The organism is Halovenus rubra, from assembly GCF_026586665.1.
Lineage (GTDB): Archaea > Halobacteriota > Halobacteria > Halobacteriales > Haloarculaceae > Halovenus > Halovenus rubra.
In genome coordinates this window covers 1-21,375 of sequence record NZ_JAODIY010000014.1, presented here as the reverse complement: position 1 = coordinate 21,375, position 21,375 = coordinate 1, and the positions used below count along the sequence as shown (strand labels likewise).

Genomic DNA, 21,375 nt, shown 5'->3' with positions numbered 1-21,375 from the left:
CTTGTTTTAGATTCCCGCCTAAGTATACTACTTGACTTTCAAGTAGAACATTTTGGGGGTTCTCAATCTGGTCAAGTTCTAAAACCCCCGAAAATGGACGCTTTAGAGATACAGTGTCGTGTTCTACTTGCCATAGCGAATAGTTTATTGCGTAATAGAAATAACTGAGTGGTATATATATGCGCAGGAAAAATAAGGGATTCCATCGACCGGCGCTTGATGCATGGGTACAAGCAGCGAAAAATCAAGATAATCCGGATAAGAAAATAACAGGATTGCTATTGCCTTTTTCAGGGATGAGAGTTGATGAATTCTGCCATTTACACGGTCCAACATGGTTCTCGTGGACAGATCCTACGGCAGGAGAGACGAGTGATGGGCAAGTCCCTAAACTCAAGATACCAGATAACTGTCCATGTCACAAAGGAGAAGGTAACGAATCTTGTAACCACTGCCAAGAGAAAGGAAATGACAAATTCTATACTAAGTACGACGATGAGCGTGAAATTCCACTCATACAGACATGGAGGAATTGGAATCGTGGAGAACACGATACATATGTTGAGGAAGAGCTAAATCTTCGGGAGCTATGCAAGTCCTATTTTAAAGTCACCCCGACTGATTTTGGAAACGAAATGATTGCTGGCGATGGAGTTTCGTCTACAACAGTGAACCGGTGGTTGAAGCAGATAGCAATTGACGCTGAAATTGGCTATGAGCGTGGGCTTATCACCCACTGTGATTTCAATAGAGAAGTCCCCGACGTAATGCCACATGATATGCGTGGAACATTCATAATGCAGCTGATAAGGAATAATATGCAGCGTACAAAAGTAATTAAATATACTGGTCATGACCACGTCTCCTCACTAGGTCACTATGAGGAACGAGTTGCACAGGAAACATCCGCCAGAGAGTTCCTTGACCACATCTGATGTATAATGTCTAATAGAATTGACACTGAAGAGTTATTAATTGATCTCCGACGGGTAGGTGATACCATCGAGGGAACTCCGAGGATTAGTGATTATCGTGAAGCAGGAGAATACAGTCCAAAAACGTTGAGGAACCGGTTCGGATCGTGGAACGACGCACTCGAAAAGGCAGGTTATCAGCCCAACGTTCGCTGGGAGGTAAATAAACAAGATCTATTAAATAATCTAAAAGAAATTGCCAAGGAACTTGGAAGACCGCCTACGACAACTGAATATGACTCACGAGGAGATTTTAACACGCAAACCTTCAAAAATAAGTTCGGTTCTTGGAATAATGCTCTCCAAAAAGCCGGATATGAACCCAATTTACGTAAAGATATTTCAAGAGAAGAATTGATAGATGATCTCCAGCGGGTAGGGAATCTAATTGATGATACTCCGACAATTAGTGACTATAGTCAAACTGGGAAGTATAGCCCGAAAACGTTGAGGAATCGGTTTGGTTCATGGAACGAAGCACTTCAAGAGGCGGGTTATCCATTAAATAAATTCACTTCTCAAGAAGACTTGCTAGCAGATCTTGAACGGGTATATAATCTGCTAGAGCACGCTCCTACCTGTAAGGATTATCGGAAGAATGGAAAATACAGTGTGAAACTGATCTCGGATCGGTTTGGTTCGTGGAATGCTGGATTAAAGGCAGCTGGATACAATCCCAATACCCAACATAGTATTCCTCGGGAAGATCTCCTAGATGATCTCAAACAGGTTGGTGACTCTTTAGGAGATTCACCAACGATGATAAAATATAAAAATTCAGGAACATACAGCATACATCCTTTCTACAACTATTTTGACTCTTGGGCTGATGCCCTCATTGCTGCTGGGTTTGAGCCAAATTACAGATCGAATATATCGGATGAAAAATTGCTAACCGATCTTCAACGTGTAGCTGATTTAGTTGGAACTACACCAGAAATGACAGAATATCAGTCGCATGGAAAGTATAGTCCATCTCCTCTTGTTAGCTCTTTTGGGTCTTGGAATGAAGCATTAGAAGCTGCTGGGTATGAACCGAATATTCAAAGCTATATCCCGGATGAAGATTTGCTATCTGATATTAAACGGGTAGGCAATCTCATTAGATCTACCCCAAGCATGTCTGATTATGAAATATATGGTAATTTTGGATCAGCAACAGTTTCACGACGGTTTGAGACATGGAATGATGCTATTCAAAAAGCTGGATTTCAGCCAAACAATCGCCAGAATCTCTCTCGTGATGAAGCGTTATTGGAACTAAAACGGGTTGCTAATATTCTAGAAAAGACACCGACTGCACAAGAATTTCGAAATCACGGCGACTATTCTGTCACCTCTATCGAGTCTGAATTTGGATCATGGAATGACGCTCTTCAAGCAGCAGACTTACCATTAAACAGCGCTATCCCCTCTGATAATCTACTGGCTGATCTGCGTGAATCTCATGATGGTGATTTAGCTCCTCCCCGGTGGAAACATCACCAAGTTGGAAAATATCATTCTTCTACAATTCGAGAAAAAACTGGCGGGTGGTGGGCGGCCTGCGTAAAGGCTGGATACAAACCACTTGCACGACGGCCTCTCTGTCCAAACGCAATACACCAATATTATCAAACAGCAATTGATCTTCCTAATGCCGAGATGGCTTTTTACGGGCTACTATTCCAGTTTACCGGACTTACACCAAGCATCGCTGCTCATTTTAATGCTGACTGGGTCGCTGATAGACGTAATCGATGTATCGTTCGTGTTCCGCGAGAGTACACTACTACTGGAAATTCTTGGGTATTCCTTGTTCCAGAGACATGGGAAAATCCATACACAGGAGCCGAAGAACCAACCCATCTTCCAGATCTTATTGATCGGTTCACAACGTTATACGATGAAATGCCAATAGAGGCTGCAGCCCTCAGACGGGTCCCTCTTCAGATTGCGAAGAATGCTGATTTAGGTAACTTCCGCAGAATCATTGACCATTCAAGACTTGGGGACGTTCCTGAAGTCCGTCCACAAGACCTGCGGACTACGTTGGGAATTAATCTTGCAAGGATGGGTGAAGGCCCTGAGACGATTAAGCAGCAGGTCGGGATTGAGCAAACGGGATGGACAGCTGAGGTTGAGGATTTCTTCTTGTGGCTCGATGAAAATGAAGCCCATCAGAGCTAGTTCGTAGCCTCCGTCACCAACTACGAGGGTGATGTAACCGAGGCGGTAGAAGTAACCTTCCAACAGATTGTCCGCTGGCATGCGTCGAGATCATCCGCCAAGTCGTATGACCGTGAATTCGTACCAGTCTTCAGGTACGGCAGGAGATTGTTGTGAATGGCTTTGCCAGCTTGGGGAGTGGATAGCGCATTCGACTCCATCGGCAGCGAGCAGGAAAATCTCACACATCACGGCAGTATGTATGAAAACAATCATGTTTGTTTCAGTCACTCCCTCAAGGGTTGTCGTTGATGAGCGCCTCCCACTCTCGAAGGTTTAGCAGAGTAACGATGAAGGGGATTACGTGTAGAAGACATAACAATGCAAGAGTGGACAGTATTCACTGGTCCTAATCATCCGACGTTGGAGGAGGAAGCGTTCGCTCACGCTCATTCTCATACCGAACCCGGCATCGGACGTGTCCTCTACATTTCAGAGACAAGCAACAGGCATGACCGAATTCAAGAACATTGGCGCGATTCATACGATCAGCTTGCGCTCAGAACTGAGACACTAACTAGTCTTGTCTATGACTGCTACGAACAATTAGCAGGACCAAGTAAGCAACTACCAGAAGAAACTGATCGACGTGCGCTCGAATTCAGTCTCGATGAGATTATTGCTGATCGGGCGTGGTTATCGACCCAACCTTACGCTTCTGCGAAGTTGGTCGATGCGTTCGACCGACGTTTCGCCCGCTTCCAAAACGTCGGGCTGAACACTCCAGACCGAGTCCGAGACGAGTTCCGGGACTCAGAGTTACCAGCCCGAATCAGAGACACGACTGTGGATGCATATACGGCCTACTATCAACTACGAGAGTCTGTTTCTGAACCCTGGGATATCACCTACAGCGAAGCATTTGAAGCAGTATCCCAGAGTAGCATCACTGATCTCTTACCACACGTGGACGCTCTCATCGTCTCTGGGTTTCTCGATCCTGGAAAGGTTGAGCGGCGTGTACTGAAGACACTCATCGAAGCATTCCCCACTGCGGCAATCCTTCCGACGTTTTCATCGTCACGAACCGACGGCGTCGACGCTGCGACACAGACAGTTCGAACATTGTATCACGACCTCGACTTCACAATCGAGCGAGTTGAGGGCGACTACGGGTCATCATCGCTCCAACAGGTGGCTCAGTCTCTGTACCGGAATCGGTCTCCAGATGAGGAAACGGTTCCAGACTCTCTCTATTGGCGTGAACTCCCCACGCCAGAGCGGGAGGTCAGATACGTCGCCCGCGATATTCGGGATCATCTTGCTGATGAGGCCTTGCCAACTGATATCGGTGTGGTTGTTCCAGGGTTTAGCGCCTATGAGGACTATATTGAGGATGTCTTTGACACGTTCGACCTTGAGTATAACGTCGAAACCAGTGGCGCCTTAGCTGACACATTCGTTGGGAGTGCGGTCGAGAACCTGATTGCGCTGTCGGAGGAGAAACCTCGGGCGGCAGATCTCACCGAGCTGGTGACAAACCCTGTCGTTGACTTCCTGGATGCAGATGGAGAGGACGCTATCGTTGCCGCGGAACGCCGTATTGATTCTGTTCGTGCAACAGCAGTGCAGCAACAACTCCCCGCCGAATTGGCCTCAGACGTCCAAGCGCTGTTTGATAGACTTGCTTCACTCCGAACAGACCAGTTCACTGAAGCGGTCGACACCCTCAGGAGTGAATTGGATTCCTTCCAGATTCCCGACGCAGTCGAGCGCGACGATTCGAGAATAGATACTGTACAAGAGCATGCAGCACTTCGTCAGGTCCACGAATTATTCGACTCATTTGAGCAGGAGGCTATCCCAGAACGGGATCTATCAGCCGCAGCAGCCCTCCTTCGAGCTGTCAAAGGTGCATCGCTTACTGGGTATTCACCCTCTCAAAATGAAGTCACTGTTCTCGATCATCTTGATGCGAAGGAATTCGCCTTTGACCACCTCTATATCGTTGGGCTCACGTCAGAATATTTCCCTTCAGTCAGGCGTCATCCGGCGTTCTTCGAACGGATGGTTGAGGCACATCCCATTCTGGAGGTTCTCGATGACCGGCTTCGAGATCGGTACGTGTTCGCGACACTTCTGGGGAACGCTGATGCTGTGACGCTTACGACGCCGTCAACAGATCCCGATTCGACGGCAGTTGTTCGCTCTCCGGTACTGGATGAATTGAGCCGAGTGACGGGGATCGAACCGACGACGGGTATCGATGAGCGCATTGGCTCTCGTGAAGACTTACAGCGGGCCATCTCCCCGTTGAAAGACCGTAGGGCAGCAATCGATACGGCAGGAGAACGCGAGGAACTCACAGCAGAACAGACGATTCGAGCAGACCGGGGCATCCAATGTGCGAGTGAGCGAGCAGAGCCTGATATCTCGCCGTACGATGGATTACTTGAGCCAGAGACCATCGAAGCAGTGTACCCGAAAGAGGAGCGTGAACCGTATAGTGCGAGTCGTGTCGAACGCTACGTGAACTGTGGATTCCAGTTCTATATGGAGCACGTGTTGGGCCTCGAGGACGACGATGATCTCGAGCGCACGCCAGATCCACTGGAGACGGGTACTTTCGTCCACGACACGTTCGAGCGGTTCTATGCCGAACTCCAATCTGAGCCTGGGGACGGTGTTGACCTCCACAATCACGAGCGTTCAAATCTTGAAGCTCACATGCTGGCGGTTGCACTCGATGAGTTGGAAACCGCTGATTTCGACTATTCCGGACTCTTCTATCGCCGGTGGCTTGAACAACTCTTTGCAGGGTTAGCAGAGCCTGAGGCAAATCCATACTATGGAGAGCCACGTCCACACGAGGGTGTCGAAAAGGGGCTATTCGCTCGATTTATCGCACGAGAGTACAGTCGAGACGGAGATGCACTCCCAGCCTGGTTCGAGGCGCCATTTGGGGAGGGACTTCATGATGGAGGCGGTGTCGAACCCTTCGATATCGAGCTTCCGAGTGGCGAAAGCGTTGAGTTCAGAGGGTATATCGATCGGGTTGATCTCAGTATCGACGAGGGGGAAGCCCAGATTCAACTATTCGACTATAAAACGGGCTACGCACCATCGATGACAAAAACCACGGGTGGGACGACGTTTCAGTTACCGATCTATCTCCTCGCTGCAGAGCAAGTGCTGACTAATGACGTGACTGATGTGACTGATCTCTCCGCGACCTATTACCAGACGAAGCCACCGAACAAACTCAAGGAGCCACGAGGCATCGAGTCGAAGTTCGATTCATATCGCGAGCTCCGGCGCTTCCTTGATGATATCATCCCAGAGCGTCTCGATACGCTCGCGACTGCGCTTGAGCATGGCCGGTTCCATACAACAGTACTCTCACAGCGAGAGGCTGGCTGTGAATACTGTGCGTATCAGCGCTCGTGTGACGTTCGCCCGCACCAGCGGCGTGACCAAGTCGACGTACTTGAGGGTGACCCGAGGACCTACGTCCCAATTCGGGCTACCGCCCGCGATTTTGAAGACGAATTTGGAGGTGAAGCTGATGACTGACGAGCCAATCTCGACTCCAGATAATTCCCAGTCAGACTCAGATACTGACGAACTCGAGCTGACCGATGAACAGCAAGATGCACTCGTATTGGACCGGAACGTGACGATTACGGCAGGGGCTGGGACGGGGAAAACCACGACACTCACTCATCGCTATCTTGAATTCCTCCGGTCGAATCCAGAAGCGACGCCGAAGAACATCGTGACGATCACCTTCACACGAAAAGCCGCTGCGGAACTGGAAACACGTGTTCGAGAAGAGGTCTATGACGAGTTACAGATGGCCGACTCCACAGAGGAGTATAACCGCTGGCGTGCTGTGCTGAACGAACTCGATGACGGGTATACACATACGATTCACGCCTTCTGTGCTCGACTTCTTCGAGAGAACGCAGTTCAGGCGCCGGTTCCGATGGAATTCGACGTTCTTGATGAGGACGACGCAGCAGACTTACAGCGACAAATAGTGGTGGAATACGTTGATGCGAACGATACAGACTCGGATGTCGATCTGCTATCTCGGCTCTTTGGCTCCCACGGACGGCTTGTCGATATTCTCACTGGATTGCTAAACGAGCGTCCTGACAGTGAAGCGTGGCTGGCGGCTTGGCGGGAGTGTACCGTTGAGGACTATGTTGAGTACCTCTGGGATCATGTGTGTGAACTCGACGTGGCAACAGCGAGGCAATTCTTCGAGGAGGACACAGTACAGGACGCAATCGAGACTGCCCATCGGTTTACTCGTGAAGAGTTCGCGGTCGAGTTGGGTGCCGACGGTATTGACGTACTTCGAGAGATCGCGGAGATCGTTGATGGGCTGGATACCGGGGATGAGCGTGCGTATCAGCAAGCCTGCGGAGAACTATACAGTCGCTTAGAAACGAGTTCGGGAGGGCTCTATTCGAGTGCGAGCCATCACCTGATTGGAACCAAAGCGTCCTGGAACGACGAAACCCAAGCATACAGCGAGTGCAAAGAGGCACTCAATGTGCTTCTCGACCGTCTATCGGCGATCGAGGACGAACTCGGGACGACACCCGGCGAACTGGAGCGAAACAGTGCCCATTACGTCCTCGCACTAACACGAGTATTCGAGGACGTATTAGCAGAATACGAAGCCGAAAAAGAAACGCGAGAGGCACTCGATTTCCCCGATCTGATTGAGACGACGATTGGGTTCCTACGGACAAATCCAGAGGTTCGTACCTCACTCCGAGTATCCTTCGATGCGCTCATGGTCGACGAATTTCAGGATACCGACGGTCGGCAATGGGAGCTGGTCTCGTTGCTTGCCGAATTAACTGAAGACAATGTCGAGACGGATAACGTGTTCCTCGTTGGGGACAAGAAACAGAGCATCTACGGCTTCCGCGGTGCGGAGGTCACAACCTTTGATAGAGCAAAAGACGCACTCCGGGAGCAAAACCAAGCGCTCGGTCGCGATTCGATACCGGACGGGACACAGGATTCACCGACAGATCTAGAACTATCGGGGAACTTCCGAACACTCGATGCGCCGCTAAGCTTCCTGAACGAACTGTTCGAGGCGGTGTTTCAGCCCGAAGGAGAGGAGTATACTGAATACGAAGCAGAGCCACAAGAACTCTCGTTCGAACGCGACCGGATTGAGGACGTAACTGCCCTCAACGGATCCGTTGAATACCTCGTCGTGCCAGAAGACGAGCAGAGTGCAACGACACTCGTCGGGGAAAACCATCCAGTGACGGATGCTGCGATCGAACACGCCACAGCTGCCGAAGCCGAGGCGATGGGAGCACGGCTGTCGAGTCTGCTTGCTGATCCCCCCAGCGTGTACGATACAGATGCTAACGAGACACGAGATGCAAAGCCCGAGGATATTGCCATCCTTCTTCGTCGGCGAACGCATCTCGATCGCTATCAGCGTGCTCTCGATGCACATGAGGTTCCATACTCGGTTATCTCTGGGACGGGCTTCTACGACGCCCCCGAAGTGCAGACACTCATCAATCTCCTTCGGATCCTTGCCGACCCATCCGATGACATTTCCCTCTATGGCGTCCTGCGTTCGCCGCTGTTCGGCTTTACTGATGACAGACTGGCACCATTGGCTGCGACAGACGAAGCCCTCTGGGAGTCGCTAAACGCCACTGAGGACGAACAACTTCGGGACGCGGCGGAACTGCTGACTCACTGGCGCGAACTGGCCGGTTGTGTCCACAGTGAGGAGACTGAGGTACTCCCGTGGAACCGTGTTCTCACCCAGGTCTTCGATGATACGGGCTATCTCATAAGCATCGGTGCCGATGAAGGCGGCAAGCAGGCTGTTGCAAACGTTGAGAAGTTCCGCGATGAGATCCGTGAGTGGTCGGAGGGTGGAACTCGAACGGCTGCGAGCGTGCTTCGACGGATTGACCGACAGGCTGAGTTGGATCCTCGAGAAGGCGAAGCCGAAGTTCCAGAAGGAACAGACGGCGTTCGGATCATGACCATTCACGCTGCTAAGGGACTCGAGTTCCCGATCGTCGTTGTCCCCGATCTCGGAAGTGATCTGAACTTCGGTCGGAGCGTGGACGAATACGGATATGTCCGACTCATCACCGATCACGATGATGATCCGTTCCTCGCTGCAGGAGGGCCGTCGCCAACTGACGCTTTCGAAGTGGAGAAAACAACAGCACATCGGTATGCGGACGATATCGAACTTCCACGTGAGCGAGCAGAGGCAAAGCGGCTGTTGTACGTGGCCTGCACGCGGTCGCGAGACCATCTCCTCCTTTGTGGAACTCACGAGGTAGAAGAAACAGAGGAGGGATTTGCTTTTGCCGACGTGAACGATCCTGAGGAAGCGCGTGCGTGGCGAGACTGGATCCAACCTTCCCTCCTTGAACGAGATGGGGTCATCCAGGACCTCACACGAACTGGGCGATTTCGGGGAACCCTCGGTGACGCCACGTACACCGTACAGCTCCCCGGTGAGGGGGAGACGTGGCAAAAAGAAGAGACCTCAACTGGCGTCTCTGAAGAACAGTTCCCATCTATCGAGATCCCTGAAAATCCGACTAAGGAGGCTAAGCGCCGGGTTTCGGCCACGCAATTGGTCGAAGCTGCCTCGGGGTACTCTTCAGATCAGGATGCCAGTGACGAGAGTGAGGCCAATTCTTCAGATGAGGGTGCTGAAGACAGCGGCTCAGATCTCCCCCGGAATGAGTTCGGGACAGTGGTTCACCGGATTCTCGAATTCGACCGACCTCAGTCGGAGTGGTCAACGCTTGCTCGTCGTATAGCAGCCGTGAACGGGTTCGATGTCACTGAAAGCACCGTGAATGAAGTGGTCGAACACGCCGTTGACGCGAACGAGTTCTTAGATGCCGAAGCCGCCGCGTACGAGAATTCTGAGACCTACGAAGAACTCTCCGTCTCGGTTGATGTCGGCAACTTCCAGATTGTGGGTGATATTGATCACCTTCGTGTGACCCCGGAAGCGTTCGTCATTACCGACTACAAGACGAATCGCTTGGGAACCCGAACGACTGAGGAGTTGGCTGAACACTATCGGCCGCAGATGATGAGCTACGCACTGGCGTTACTGGAGCACGATCCAGACCGAGAGATCATCGTCAATCTTCGATTCACTGATGCCAGCACAACGGAATCATTCCGTTGGAGCCATGCTGATTGTGAACTACTTTCAGATGAATTAGTGAAAATCGGCGAATTATCAGACTAAGCTACGGTCAAAAATCAGGGGTGAGACGTTAGATCGGAAGAACCAAACAGAGGTTCTCAATCTCGGGTGCTAGTGAAATGACCTGTGCCTTTCGTTGAAGTTCCTGTCGTCGCGTTTCGATCCGCTGCTCAAGTTTATTGAGGCGCTCTCGTTGTCCACGAATCGCAATATCCATGTCCGAGCCGGCTTCTGCCTTCCGCTCATACTCGGCGATGAACGTCTCGATTCGTTCTCGTTCGGATTCCGCATAGGCTTCGAGGTCATCCAGTTCTTGCTGTGTCTCTTCATGTCTTCGCTTCTGGAGGTCGTCTCGACGTGACTCGACCCGTTGGCTAATATACCGGTCGGCGGACGAACGCATCTCCCCCTCGTTTTCTAGCAGGACTCGAATCGGTTCTTCATCAGGCGAACCTTTGATGCTATCCCCATCGACGACTCGCTGTCCGAGACGCTCTTGTGGATCGTTGTGTGCTGCATCGACGAAGACTGGGAGGATCTCTTCACGAATTACTTCGCCGGTACCGTCCTCAAATCGGACTCGGTAGTTGTAGGTGATCCCTGGATCCTCGACAAACGGGAGCATCTTGAGACCAACTGCACCCTGTTCGCCGTCGAGGACACACTGCATCAACTCTTGGACTAGCCCTGCATCTGGGGATATATATTCGATGTCGTCGTGATCCATCGCAAACTCGCGATTGAATGTGAACGGTCCATAGGGCTCACCATCGGTTGTCCGCCGGAGTTCGTCGGGTAACTCGGCCCGGAACAGATTCGTACCGGCTTTCTCGACATCGCCGCCAAGTGCCTCAATCCCACGTTCGAAGAACTCTCGAATGTCGGCCTCGCTGCCGTAGACATCCTCGGACTGATCCATCACCTCTTGAATCTTCTCCCGACTCTCCTGGTCGAAGGTACTCGTGTCGACGAGACTACGCTCGTACCACTCCTGGAGCGTCCGCTGTCGTTCGTCGATAAGTTCTTCAAGTTCCTCTTTCGTCGCACTCGCTGGTTCGTCATTCCGAATGGACTCCATGATGAGTGAGTCCACGTCGATATCGTCGAGCATCCCGAGGACGTCAGCAGTGTTTCCGAGCTTTCCTCGGATATTCTCGACTTTGTCCTGGAGCATCTCGAAGATCTCACCTTCGCGAGTGTCCTCGAACGTGAAGTTCCACACCTTCACTTCCTTGTCCTGGCCGTACCGGTGGAGGCGACCGATCCGCTGTTCGAGCCGATTAGGATTCCACGGCAGCTCGTAGTTGACCATAATGTGGCAACTGTGCTGGAGGTCGATCCCTTCGCTCGCCGCGTCAGTCGCGAACAGTAGTCGAGACTGTCCGTGGTTGAACTCGTCTTCGATCTTCGCCCGATCCTCTTTGTCGACGTCACCGTGGATGGTTAGAATCTCGTCGGCCCACGGTTCGTCCTTCACGAGATCGAGAATGTAATCGAGCGTATCCCGGTACTCGGTGAACAGCAGCACCTTCTCGTTCGGGTTCTCTTCGAGTAGTTGCTGGATGTACCGACGGACTTTCTGGGCCTTCGAATCAACTGGGATTCCTTCGGCGAGGGAGATGAGGTCACGGAGTGTTTCGATCTCCTCTTCGAGTTGGGCGTCGCTCTCAGTAATGGTGAGTCCTGCAAGCTCTTCCTCTGCATTCTGTTTGTCTTCTTCATCGAGGTCTTCGCCTTCGAGGTAGGCCGTAGCCTCTTCGGAGAGCGAGGTTGCAGTGGATTGCTGGTCGACTAGGGTCGCCAGCCGCCGGCTTAAGGTGGCTTTGATTGCTCCGATACTGCTCACGAGGCGTTTCTGCATCAGGGCCATCGCGAAGCCGACTGCAGGTTCGTTGAGTTGCTCTGACCGATTGTAGACGTGTTTGACGTACTCGGTGACCGCTTGGTAGAACTGCCGCTCTTCGTGTGTCCGCTCGACAGGAATCGTCCCTACTTCGCGATTCGGGAAAATCCGTTCACCGTTGTCGTCGTAGATCGTTTGCTTACCGCGACGCATCATCACGCGGTCGACGGCCTCCTTCGATAGTTCCTGATCTTCCGCGACGAGGAATGGATCGATATATTCGACGAGTGAACGGAAGGCGTCTCCCTTCCCGTCGTGGGGTGTTGCACTGAGGAGCAGGAGCGAGTCAGAGTTGTCGGCGACACGTTCCACCATCTTCGAGGTCTTGCTCGGGGATTCGCCGCGCTTGGCCGCCTTGTGCGCTTCGTCAACGACGACAACATCCCAGAACGCATTGTCGAGTTCGTCACGGAACTCCTCCTGACGCAGAAACGCCATGCTCGTGACCATCTGCTGGTGGTCCTGATTCCAGATGTTCGCTTCCTCACCCAGCCGGCGTCGCTCACCCTCAACCCACTGTCGGTCGCCAGGCGTCAGTGAGATATCGAAGAAGCGATCCATATCCCGAATCCACTTCTTCTGGAGATGGGCAGGGACGACGAACAGCACCCGATCTGCCCGATTGCGTGCACTGAGTTCCTTGAGGATAAGCCCCGCCTCGATGGTCTTTCCCAGCCCGACGTCGTCGGCAATGAGCGCACGCTGGCGGAGCTTCTGCATCACCCAGTTGACGCAGGCCAGTTGGTACGGTTCCAGGCGAACCAGCGAGTTGGAGATACTGAGTAGTTGCCCTTGTTCGTGAGCGATCTGGAGTTGGAGAGCCTGCGAGCGTAAGTCGAACCACTCCGCAGAGACAGCGTCGTGATCCGGATGTAGTTCCCCAGCAGTCACGGTACCGAGTGCGCCGAGCTGTTCTTGTTTCGGCTCGATGTTCACGTCATCGATGCAGACGGTCTTCACACCGACGTTCTCGACGTATGCCCTGAGATAATCGAGATCGCCGACGGAATACGTCTTGATGACCTCGGCGGGCTGATTGTTGAGGAGGATCGCGTCTCCTGAGCCAAGGTCAATAGGCATTAATACATTGTTTTTATTAGACGGGTACACAAGTGTTTCGCAGATGCATTGAACCGGTCTGTCTTAACTGAAATTTGGTCTCTTAGCCTCTTGGGAACACCACTGTGGTAGAAGCGAGCATCCAGAACTTACTTAATATAAGATGGACTAACCAATACGGAACAATTCCGAGGAACTGGAAAATGGTTCTTAGAGGCGGTATCACTCATCACTGGTCAGATCATCGATAGTCTTGGGCCTCATTGATTCCAATTTCCTTTCGTCAAAATCCTTAGCTACGACGTAGCCCCTCTCGGTTTTTTCGATGTACCCCTTTTGGAGACAGTTTTTAATATCTGCCTCAATCGAACTGGAATGTAGGTCGATGCTTGTAACTAGTTCCTCTTTTTTTAGAGGAGATTCTGAATTAAAAATGGTCTCGACGATTTCGAACTGTCCCATGTTGTCCACTAGTTGTTTTCCGAGGTGTTCGTACTTTACGATGTTGGTCAGACCCTCCTTCTGAAATAGAAAGTGGAGCCAATTCCAGACCACACCCTAATTTTGCGTAATCGTGACGAAGTTCAGGACGAACTCTTGCGGGAGGACGCCGCCGTGGTAGAAGCGGGCATCCGGGAGTCCTTGGTTTCTGAATCGCTGAATCGGGTCAGTCAGGATGCTGATTCTGGCATTGTCGTCGAGGTAGCCCAGGTGTGTATCTTCATCCAGCAAGACGCCAGGTGCGTCATCATCAAGGTCCGCGCCGGCGACCCACCGACGGGTCACCTTTTCGGCGTTGCTCGGTGGATGCAGGTCGTCGATGTCGACGTGCCGTGGGAGTGAGACGAAGCCGTGATCCGAGAGGATGTACGCACGGTCCCACTCGCCTTTTCTGAGCTTCTCACAGATGATCCGGGTGATGGCGTCGATGCGGTCGCTGAACAGCTCCTCGAAGTCCGTGAGCTCCTTCTCGCCGGTCTCGTCGATGTCGTTCCAGTAGTAAGCGACGCGCGTGTTGCTCCAGCCGACCTCGTCATCGGCGTCCTGCATGATGTAGCTCCAGCCGTCGTTCTCGAGGAGTGTCTGTCGGCGGTGATTCGTGATCTTGCGTCCGTTCCGTTCAGGAACGAGTTCGCAGTCCTGCAGTTCGATGTTGAAGCTGAACTTGCTGCCGGGGGTGAGCGCGGCCTTTCCGAACTCGGTGTCGGAGGGAAGGGTTCCCACCCACTTGCTCTCGTCAACTTCGAGCTGGGGAAGCTCGTGTCGGATGGACTCTGCGAGTTCGTGGGCGAGGTCGAATCGTAGGGCATCGACGATGAACAGCGCGACGCTCTGGCCGCTCTGAAGGTGTTCCTGTTCCTCGGCGAAGAACTGGTGGGCGTGGTTCTCGCCGACGAACGGTGAGTCCGCCTTAATCTGGTCCTCGACGAGGTCGCCCAGATCGGTGAGGTACTCGAGATATCTGGATTCGACCAGCGACGAGCGGAGATCCTCGAGTTTCGCGGTAGCAGGATGCTCTTCTGGAAGGGCGGCTTCCGGTTCGCCGGAGATGATGAGATTGAACACGGCGTTATCGATCTGCCATGTGCCATCCTCTACGTCACCATACAGCTCCACGACATCACCAGTATCGCCGCTTTCCTCCCAGGTTTCGAGTTCGCTCGCGAGCGTCGCGATGCCGATGGCCTGCTCCCAGAGCTGTGTCCACGGAACGTCGCCGTAGGTTGCGTCGAGGCGCTCGTAGCGTTGCTCCGCCTGGGTTGCACACTGCTCGTAGTCGCCAGCGTGGAATGACTGCGTCCACTCATCCCAGAGGCGGTGTTCGAGCGAGGCGTCGACGGGACAGTCGACGAGTTCCCACGGGTCGTCGTAGGTGCGAAGGACATCGTGCCAGAACCGCTGGTCAGGGTCGAGATAGACGCGCGCCAGTTCCTGTTTGCGTTCGGTCTTGCTCAGGACGGAGCGGAGTTCCGGTCTGGAGACGCCGAACCCACTGCTGGATTTGGGCTGGTACTCCTGAGGGAGCAGGGATTTGTCCAGCCCCTCGTCGACGAGCCACTCCGCGACAGCCCAGCGTCGCGTTCGTTCGACGATAGTCTGGGCATCGGTTTCGCCGTCGACGGCCGCCACCCCGTTGTCGACCAGGAGATCCCGAATCTCGATAAGATCGTCGTCGCCTGGGAGACCCTCAGTGCCGTGTTCGAGGACGAACTGCACAGGGTCGTCGTGTCCGTCGAGGACGATCCGAGTTTGCAGACTTTGGAGGTCGGGTAGCCCACCCTCTCCGTCAAGTCCATCCCCGAGGATATCTGCGACCTTGTCCCGTTCGTCCCTCTCTTCGGTTTCGTCGACTTCAGCGTCCTCAAACGCTGTCCGAAGGGTCGCCGCTTGGAGTCGATCGTTCCCGAAACAGCGGGCTGCGAGCTTCCCGATGTGCTGTTCGATCACGTCGCCGGTGTGTTCGACGTCCTTGAACCAGTCGACGTCGTCGCTGCTGGCTTGCGGGACGTACCAGACGGTTTGGCCTCGTGGAGCCTCCGCACGAAGTTCCAGCGGCGTCTGTTCCGAGGCCCGAAACTCACAGCCGAGTTGGTGGCTGGTGTTTCGGACAATGTCACGGAGGTAGCCGCCGTCGTCCCACCAGAGGACGACTGGCTCCTCGTCTGAGGCTTCGTTGATGGCACTCTCGATAGCGTCGTGAGCGCACTGTGGGAGTGTCTTCGTCGCTGTCATTATCCTGAAACTTTCTGATCGATTGCTTGTAGGAGGTCTTCGCGGGTATCTGTTCCAATTCGGGCGACGCCGACTCTTTGATAGGTAATCACCGAACAGCCTTTCTTGTCCAGTTTCTCGAAGTCAATCGCGTCGAGCGTACTTCGAGCAGCGCCGATACACCAGATCGAGTCCGGTTTAGCCTCTTCAACAAGTTCTGGCCAAATCTCGCCTGCTGTCTTGTCAAAAGCATCTGTAGACAGCAGTATCACCATTACATCAGCCTCTCTCGCAGCAGTGAGAAGTTGCTCTTTAGCGTTTTCCCAAAGGTCAGCAGACTCATCTTGCTCAGACTCGGTTACATCAGCAATCGACTGATCACCTCGGAGTACACCGAACTCCTCAGAGAGAACGTGAAGACTAGTATCAGCCGAGTTCGAGAGTTCCTCGGTTAGTCCAGCCACCATTCCGAATAGACCCTGGAAGTATTCCTTCGCGGGCTTCGTTCGGACCTCTGTAGTCGTATTGGAATCTTCCGCAAAGATGTGCGCCTTCATCAGAGCACCTCGTCATCAACGGTTTTCGGAACGATTTCAGCGTCAGAAAGTGGAATGATATTGATTTCGACGCCGTGTTTGTGATTGGGCTGATAACCAGCAGTCGTAATCTCTGAGAGCGCACGGTCAGCCCAGTCGGATGAGATGTCCGACGAGATCTCCTGGCAGTCCTCAGAAATGGACTCGCCGAGTTCGATATACTCCTCTAGATCACTCGCAAGCTGGGATATCAGTCGTTGTCGCCGTGAGATGTCGGCGTCGTCAAGCCGAGCCTGATCGGCTTGTTCGAAGTTATCGAAGTAATACGTCATATAGAAGATGCCGTTACTCGCGAAGTGCGAACTCCCGAGGAGGTCATCGGTGTAGTAATCAAACAAGTCGTATAGGTGGGCTTCTACGGGTTGATCCGAGTCCACCGCGTAGGCGTTTAACGCTGCCTCGAGGTCATCCAGCCCATCAATCCACTCCTCACGCTGGTCCTCGACCTTTTGGTAGAAATTCCCGGTGAACAGTTCGCCCATATCGACGTCCTCCATTGCAGCGAGTTCGTCAACAATCTTGAGACGCTCTTCGGTTCGTCGGCGGAACTCAGCGACACGCTCGGTGGCTGAGTCGGCAGCTTGCTGTTTCTCGGTTGACCATTGTCTAGGATTGGACTGGGCCAATTCGGCGAGTCGATCCTCAAAGACGGCGATCTGTTCAAGGCCGCTCTCACACCGGGCGTATTCCTCGGCGGCCTCGGCCTGCTCGCTTGCCGAGAGCGAGTCGTTGCTCCGACGCCGGTTTGCTGCACTGCGACGCTCACGCAGAAGATTTTTCCGCGGTTCGAGATAATTATTCTGCAGGCGATCAAATATCCCCTCGTCCAATTGGTGATAATCTACTAGACAGCCGAAACCTTCACCTTCGGAGTCTGAGACAAGGCGTTCGGTTGTGAACCGCCAGAGTACCGGTGTTCGTTCAAATTTGGAGACATGGTAGTCGAAGAGGTCTCTTTTAAGCCACGTACGGAGGTTGGGGTAGGCCTCTTCAGCGGCACTCTTGGTTCCGAGAACATTATCAACCTCGGCGAGACGGTCGGTGGCGTACTCCCCCCAGATATGCTCAAACTCTTCTTCGACGTGGGTTAGGAGGTCATCTTCGCCGTCAACGTCGGAGATGGAGATGATACCGTCGTCGCTCTCATGTACAATCTTTAGAGTGAGATGGAGCAAGAGATCTTTAACCATTTCTGGGAGATTTTTTGGAATCTTATTTGCTGTATCTACGCTACTTGATTGACGTAATCGTGGATCTTGGTTAGTTCGTACTGATATTTCGTCATAAATTTCTTCAATTGTATCGTCAGATATGTCAAAGTGACTAAATAATAATTTATCGATATTCTCTGATTTATTTTCAGCTCTTTCGACAGTTGACCTCTTGTATTCACTTGCAGCTATGCCAAGATCCTGGATAGATTCATCTGGCTTTGAAATAGATGGTTCAACTGTTTCTAGATCATTCAATAGGTCTCTGTGTGGGTGATCATTATAAATAGATAGGTGAGAATCATATCCTAATACATACAATAAAACAGGTACAGTATAATGAGGGGAATCGAATTCATGTCTCCTCAAAGAAATTATACTACCAGCTATTTCTTGGGATATCTGTCCTATTCCAAGTTCAAGTAACTCCTCATACCAAGGTAACTTTGCAAGCTCACCGACTTCCCAGAATCTAGAAGGAGTTTGGGCAAGAACTAGGTATGTCAATAGCTCACTATTTAAGTATCCCAATACTGACCAGATATTCCTCTTTGGTATTACAACGGACCCTTTATGAGAAAATATAGATTCATCAAGATATCCGAACCGCCTACCGCTTTCTTTAGCCACAGTATATGTTATTGATTTTTTAAAATAATGTTGTCTATTTGGTGTTCCATTACCATCTTCGTATTTTCTACTAATCGCTTCACCATTATTTTTCCACTGAATCATTAGGTTGATTTTGGGCAACATCCACGCATCTTGGCCACCTTTAGCAAATGGCACCCAGGAGCCTTTATTTGTCTCCCAAACTCTCCGTAAAAACCTCGCATCTTTTCCAGTTTGTACTCCTGCTCTAGTAATACCAAGACTTTCTTTATTTATATTAGCATTACCAGAATCTAACACGATGGGTGAATCATACAGTGAACGAATATGTTTTGGTACCCAATAAGAGAGCGGCGCACCAGGTATCATAGAAAACTCAGACAGCGATACAGAGTACCTTCGGCGGTCCCCGCCATTACCATACGCACTCTTCAAGAATTCATATTCCTTTTTTCCCTTATCAACATCGTGCAATCTGAAGAACAATCCTTCTGAATCTGATTTCTTTCTTTGACCAACGCGCACAATTGCTCCTGCATTTCTCACAGTAGCTTTATCAAGCAGTCCCTGGCCAAATTCTGTAACAAAGTCAAATGATCCAAGTTCCCCAATGAAATCTTTCCGAAAGTCTTCAAATGTTCGTTTGAACATGAATTCACGTTTTATTAGCATCCCTAAGCGACCACCAGATGAGACTAGTCTCTCGCTGGCTTCGACGAAGTTTATGTAATATTCTGTCGTGTATTGATAATTTTCGGACACATACTTTTTGACATCATTCGGCATTCTTCCACGAGATCCATAGGGCGGATTCATCAGCGCTATATCGTACTCTTGCGTCAATACCACCAATAGGTTCAGAAAACTCCGTAGATTCTGTTCACGAAACGAGTCACTCGTTTGATCCTCCACTGCCCGCCGAAGTGCTTTCAGGAATGAATGCAGCGACTGGTGAGCACCGCCATTGTAGTCACTGAGCTCTGCTTGCGTCTTACTGGAGTCGAATGCCTCCTCCAGCGTCCCACTTACGTCCAGTAGGCTCCCGAGCGCCTCGGTGTGCTGGAACGTCTCGATCACGTCATCGATGGCCTTCCGCAAGTCCGTCCCCTCTCCGGTTATCTCGTCTATTACCTCGGTGCCATCTTCAATCTCTGCTACGCGGGCGTCCGCACAGACGATCCCGACGTTAGGCATCTCGAACTCGCCCTCTTCCTCCTCCGCTCGCGTTCGGGCCTTCAAATACAGATTGAACGCCGTAAGCTGACAGGAGCGAAGGTCGATGTCGACCCCATAAAGGTTATGCTCGAGAATCTTAGCAGGAATTTCCGCACGGTCGAGATTTGTTTCTGCCCACCAAATGCGCTCAAGGATGTCAAACGCATAGAGCAGGAAGTGTCCGCTGCCACACGCCGGGTCAATGACACGAAGTTCCTGAGGGTGGTCGAACTCCGGAGTATTTCCGTGCTCTTCGTCTGGGATTAGATATGTACAGAGTTCTGGAACAGTGGGAGCATCTGTCGGCGTAACCTGACGGTTCTTTCGCTCTTCAGGAGAGAGGGCTCCGGGCTTCGGAATCTCGTCTTCTTGATCAGTTGCTTCAAGATACAGCCTCCCCAGACTGTTGTCCGCTAACATTCGAACAACCCAGTGGGGCGTGTAGAACTGATTAGCAGGGCCGATGTCTTCTGGATCTAGTTTGTTTTTAGCGTCAAGTGCTTCGACAACTGGACGATTATAGTATTCATAGATCCACCCAAGTACATCATCTGCACGCCAGACTTCATCTGGGATATCATCAAGCATCCCACAGATTTCCTCGAAAGTATCGTCATCAGGATCAATCAGACTGTAGGTCGACGACCGATCGAAGAGAATCTCAATCTCATCGGCGAGTTCATCACAGGTATTGTGATACGCAGCGAGAATCGCCTCGTCTTCCAGCAGAAAATCCTCCGTGCCATCAGTAAGGGGCTCTGCGGCTGGCGTCAGTCCACTATCTTTGAACCTTGTCACTTCTCGTTTGATGAAGTCACGGACTTCCATACATCGCAGTGCCGCTAGTCGATTGACAATAGTATACCCAACGCCGGCGATGTACTTCTCAAACGCTTCTTCCCAAGTGTGTCCGTCAACACCCTCCAAATCAATAGCGTCAACGAGTTGCTTGATATCCCCGTCCAGAGAATCCTTGTCCTCTGGCTCGTCATCCAGTCCTTTCTGCGTGAGCTGGAACCGAACGTTATCCTCGACGCGGCTCCGAAGCTTCTCGACGACGTCTTCGAGATGTTCCCGTTCGGCCTTGTCCAGCTGCGCCTTCTGATTAGAGAGAGAATTACTTTCCATGCAAGGATGACCTTTATACTACCTTCAACTGACAGCAGCGACTTCAATGTTGCCGACTATCCTTATCTTTGTGACAAAAAGTGAGCAACAGTTTTCCGACAGGATGAGAAATTCCTTGAGAAGTTTCTATGTCTCCTTCACAGATCCCGCCAAACGAACTGGCCGACCGCTACGAGTCTCTGTACACGTTACTAGAGTGTCTCCCAGCAGATACGCACCCTGCGTGGGAGTTAGCTGTCGAGTCTGTCTTGTTTGGTGGTGAAGGGCTCGCCCCAGATGCGACATGTTACGGCGAGCAACAAGCTGAACGGAACAACTTCTCGATCTCCGCTTATCGAGCACAGTACGGTGATGGAGATCGCGTCATAGATTTCCCCACACTCACGACCAGCGCACCCGCAAAACGCGACCGACAGTACGTTGAGAAAGACGTGGAACTTCCGATCACCCCGGAGTCGGAATCTGTTCTGCCATACCCCGTTGCACGTTCAAAATTAATTCACCGGACAACGTGGTCGGACCGGAATTTGGCCCAGCAGTGATGAGTCAGTGTCAATTATTCCTAATAAGCTGATAG

Annotated in this window: 10 protein-coding genes; 5 read left to right on the top strand and 5 right to left on the bottom strand. The window is 51.8% G+C overall.

Annotated features, from left to right (window positions below):
• Positions 1-179 precede the first annotated feature (179 nt).
• From N5098_RS14105 to N5098_RS14090, 4 genes are all read left to right on the top strand, one after another.
• Complete coding sequence (locus N5098_RS14105; protein ID WP_267638531.1) at positions 180-935, top strand: site-specific integrase; 756 nt, start codon at positions 180-182, stop codon at positions 933-935.
• Positions 936-941: 6 nt separating this feature from the next.
• The gene (locus N5098_RS14100; protein ID WP_267638530.1) at positions 942-3,143 is read left to right on the top strand and encodes a homing endonuclease associated repeat-containing protein; all 2,202 of its coding nucleotides are present in this window, start codon (positions 942-944) and stop codon (positions 3,141-3,143) included.
• 360 nt (positions 3,144-3,503) lie between these two features.
• Positions 3,504-6,695 (top strand): PD-(D/E)XK nuclease family protein, encoded by a 3,192-nt coding sequence (locus N5098_RS14095; protein ID WP_267638529.1) that lies wholly within the window; start codon positions 3,504-3,506, stop codon positions 6,693-6,695.
• Complete coding sequence (locus N5098_RS14090; RefSeq protein ID WP_267638528.1) at positions 6,688-10,404, top strand: UvrD-helicase domain-containing protein; 3,717 nt, start codon at positions 6,688-6,690, stop codon at positions 10,402-10,404. The genes N5098_RS14095 and N5098_RS14090 overlap by 8 nt, the downstream gene beginning before the upstream one ends.
• A gap of 28 nt (positions 10,405-10,432) precedes the next feature.
• Here the strand turns inward: N5098_RS14090 and N5098_RS14085 are convergent, their stop codons facing one another.
• The 5 genes from N5098_RS14085 to pglX all read right to left on the bottom strand — a co-directional run bounded on the left by N5098_RS14085 (position 10,433) and on the right by pglX (position 20,798).
• The gene (locus N5098_RS14085) at positions 10,433-13,345 is read right to left on the bottom strand and encodes a helicase-related protein (RefSeq protein ID WP_267638527.1); all 2,913 of its coding nucleotides are present in this window, start codon (positions 13,343-13,345) and stop codon (positions 10,433-10,435) included.
• Positions 13,346-13,546: 201 nt separating this feature from the next.
• Positions 13,547-13,786, bottom strand: a complete 240-nt coding sequence (locus N5098_RS14080) for a hypothetical protein (RefSeq protein WP_267638525.1) — start codon at positions 13,784-13,786, stop codon at positions 13,547-13,549.
• Positions 13,787-13,882: 96 nt separating this feature from the next.
• Positions 13,883-16,057, bottom strand: a complete 2,175-nt coding sequence (gene pglZ, locus N5098_RS14075; protein ID WP_267638524.1) for a BREX-5 system phosphatase PglZ — start codon at positions 16,055-16,057, stop codon at positions 13,883-13,885.
• Positions 16,057-16,593, bottom strand: coding sequence for a hypothetical protein (locus N5098_RS14070; RefSeq protein WP_267638523.1), 537 nt, complete (start codon positions 16,591-16,593; stop codon positions 16,057-16,059). The genes pglZ and N5098_RS14070 overlap by 1 nt, the downstream gene beginning before the upstream one ends.
• Complete coding sequence (pglX, locus tag N5098_RS14065; protein WP_267638521.1) at positions 16,593-20,798, bottom strand: BREX-5 system adenine-specific DNA-methyltransferase PglX; 4,206 nt, start codon at positions 20,796-20,798, stop codon at positions 16,593-16,595. The genes N5098_RS14070 and pglX overlap by 1 nt, the downstream gene beginning before the upstream one ends.
• A gap of 128 nt (positions 20,799-20,926) precedes the next feature.
• Between pglX and N5098_RS14060 the strand changes: the two genes are divergently transcribed.
• On the top strand, positions 20,927-21,340 hold the full coding sequence (locus N5098_RS14060) for a hypothetical protein (protein WP_267638519.1): 414 nt from the start codon (positions 20,927-20,929) through the stop codon (positions 21,338-21,340).
• The last annotated feature ends 35 nt before the right edge of the window (positions 21,341-21,375 follow it).

Coding starts and splice junctions, on each gene's coding strand:
- N5098_RS14105 (WP_267638531.1), top strand. CDS start 180: ATGCGCAGGAAAAATAAGGGATTCCATCGACCGGCGCTTGATGCATGG.
- N5098_RS14100 (WP_267638530.1), top strand. CDS start 942: ATGTCTAATAGAATTGACACTGAAGAGTTATTAATTGATCTCCGACGG.
- N5098_RS14095 (WP_267638529.1), top strand. CDS start 3,504: ATGCAAGAGTGGACAGTATTCACTGGTCCTAATCATCCGACGTTGGAG.
- N5098_RS14090 (WP_267638528.1), top strand. CDS start 6,688: ATGACTGACGAGCCAATCTCGACTCCAGATAATTCCCAGTCAGACTCA.
- N5098_RS14085 (WP_267638527.1), bottom strand. CDS start 13,345: ATGCCTATTGACCTTGGCTCAGGAGACGCGATCCTCCTCAACAATCAG.
- N5098_RS14080 (WP_267638525.1), bottom strand. CDS start 13,786: ATGGGACAGTTCGAAATCGTCGAGACCATTTTTAATTCAGAATCTCCT.
- pglZ (WP_267638524.1), bottom strand. CDS start 16,057: ATGACAGCGACGAAGACACTCCCACAGTGCGCTCACGACGCTATCGAG.
- N5098_RS14070 (WP_267638523.1), bottom strand. CDS start 16,593: ATGAAGGCGCACATCTTTGCGGAAGATTCCAATACGACTACAGAGGTC.
- pglX (WP_267638521.1), bottom strand. CDS start 20,798: ATGGAAAGTAATTCTCTCTCTAATCAGAAGGCGCAGCTGGACAAGGCC.
- N5098_RS14060 (WP_267638519.1), top strand. CDS start 20,927: ATGTCTCCTTCACAGATCCCGCCAAACGAACTGGCCGACCGCTACGAG.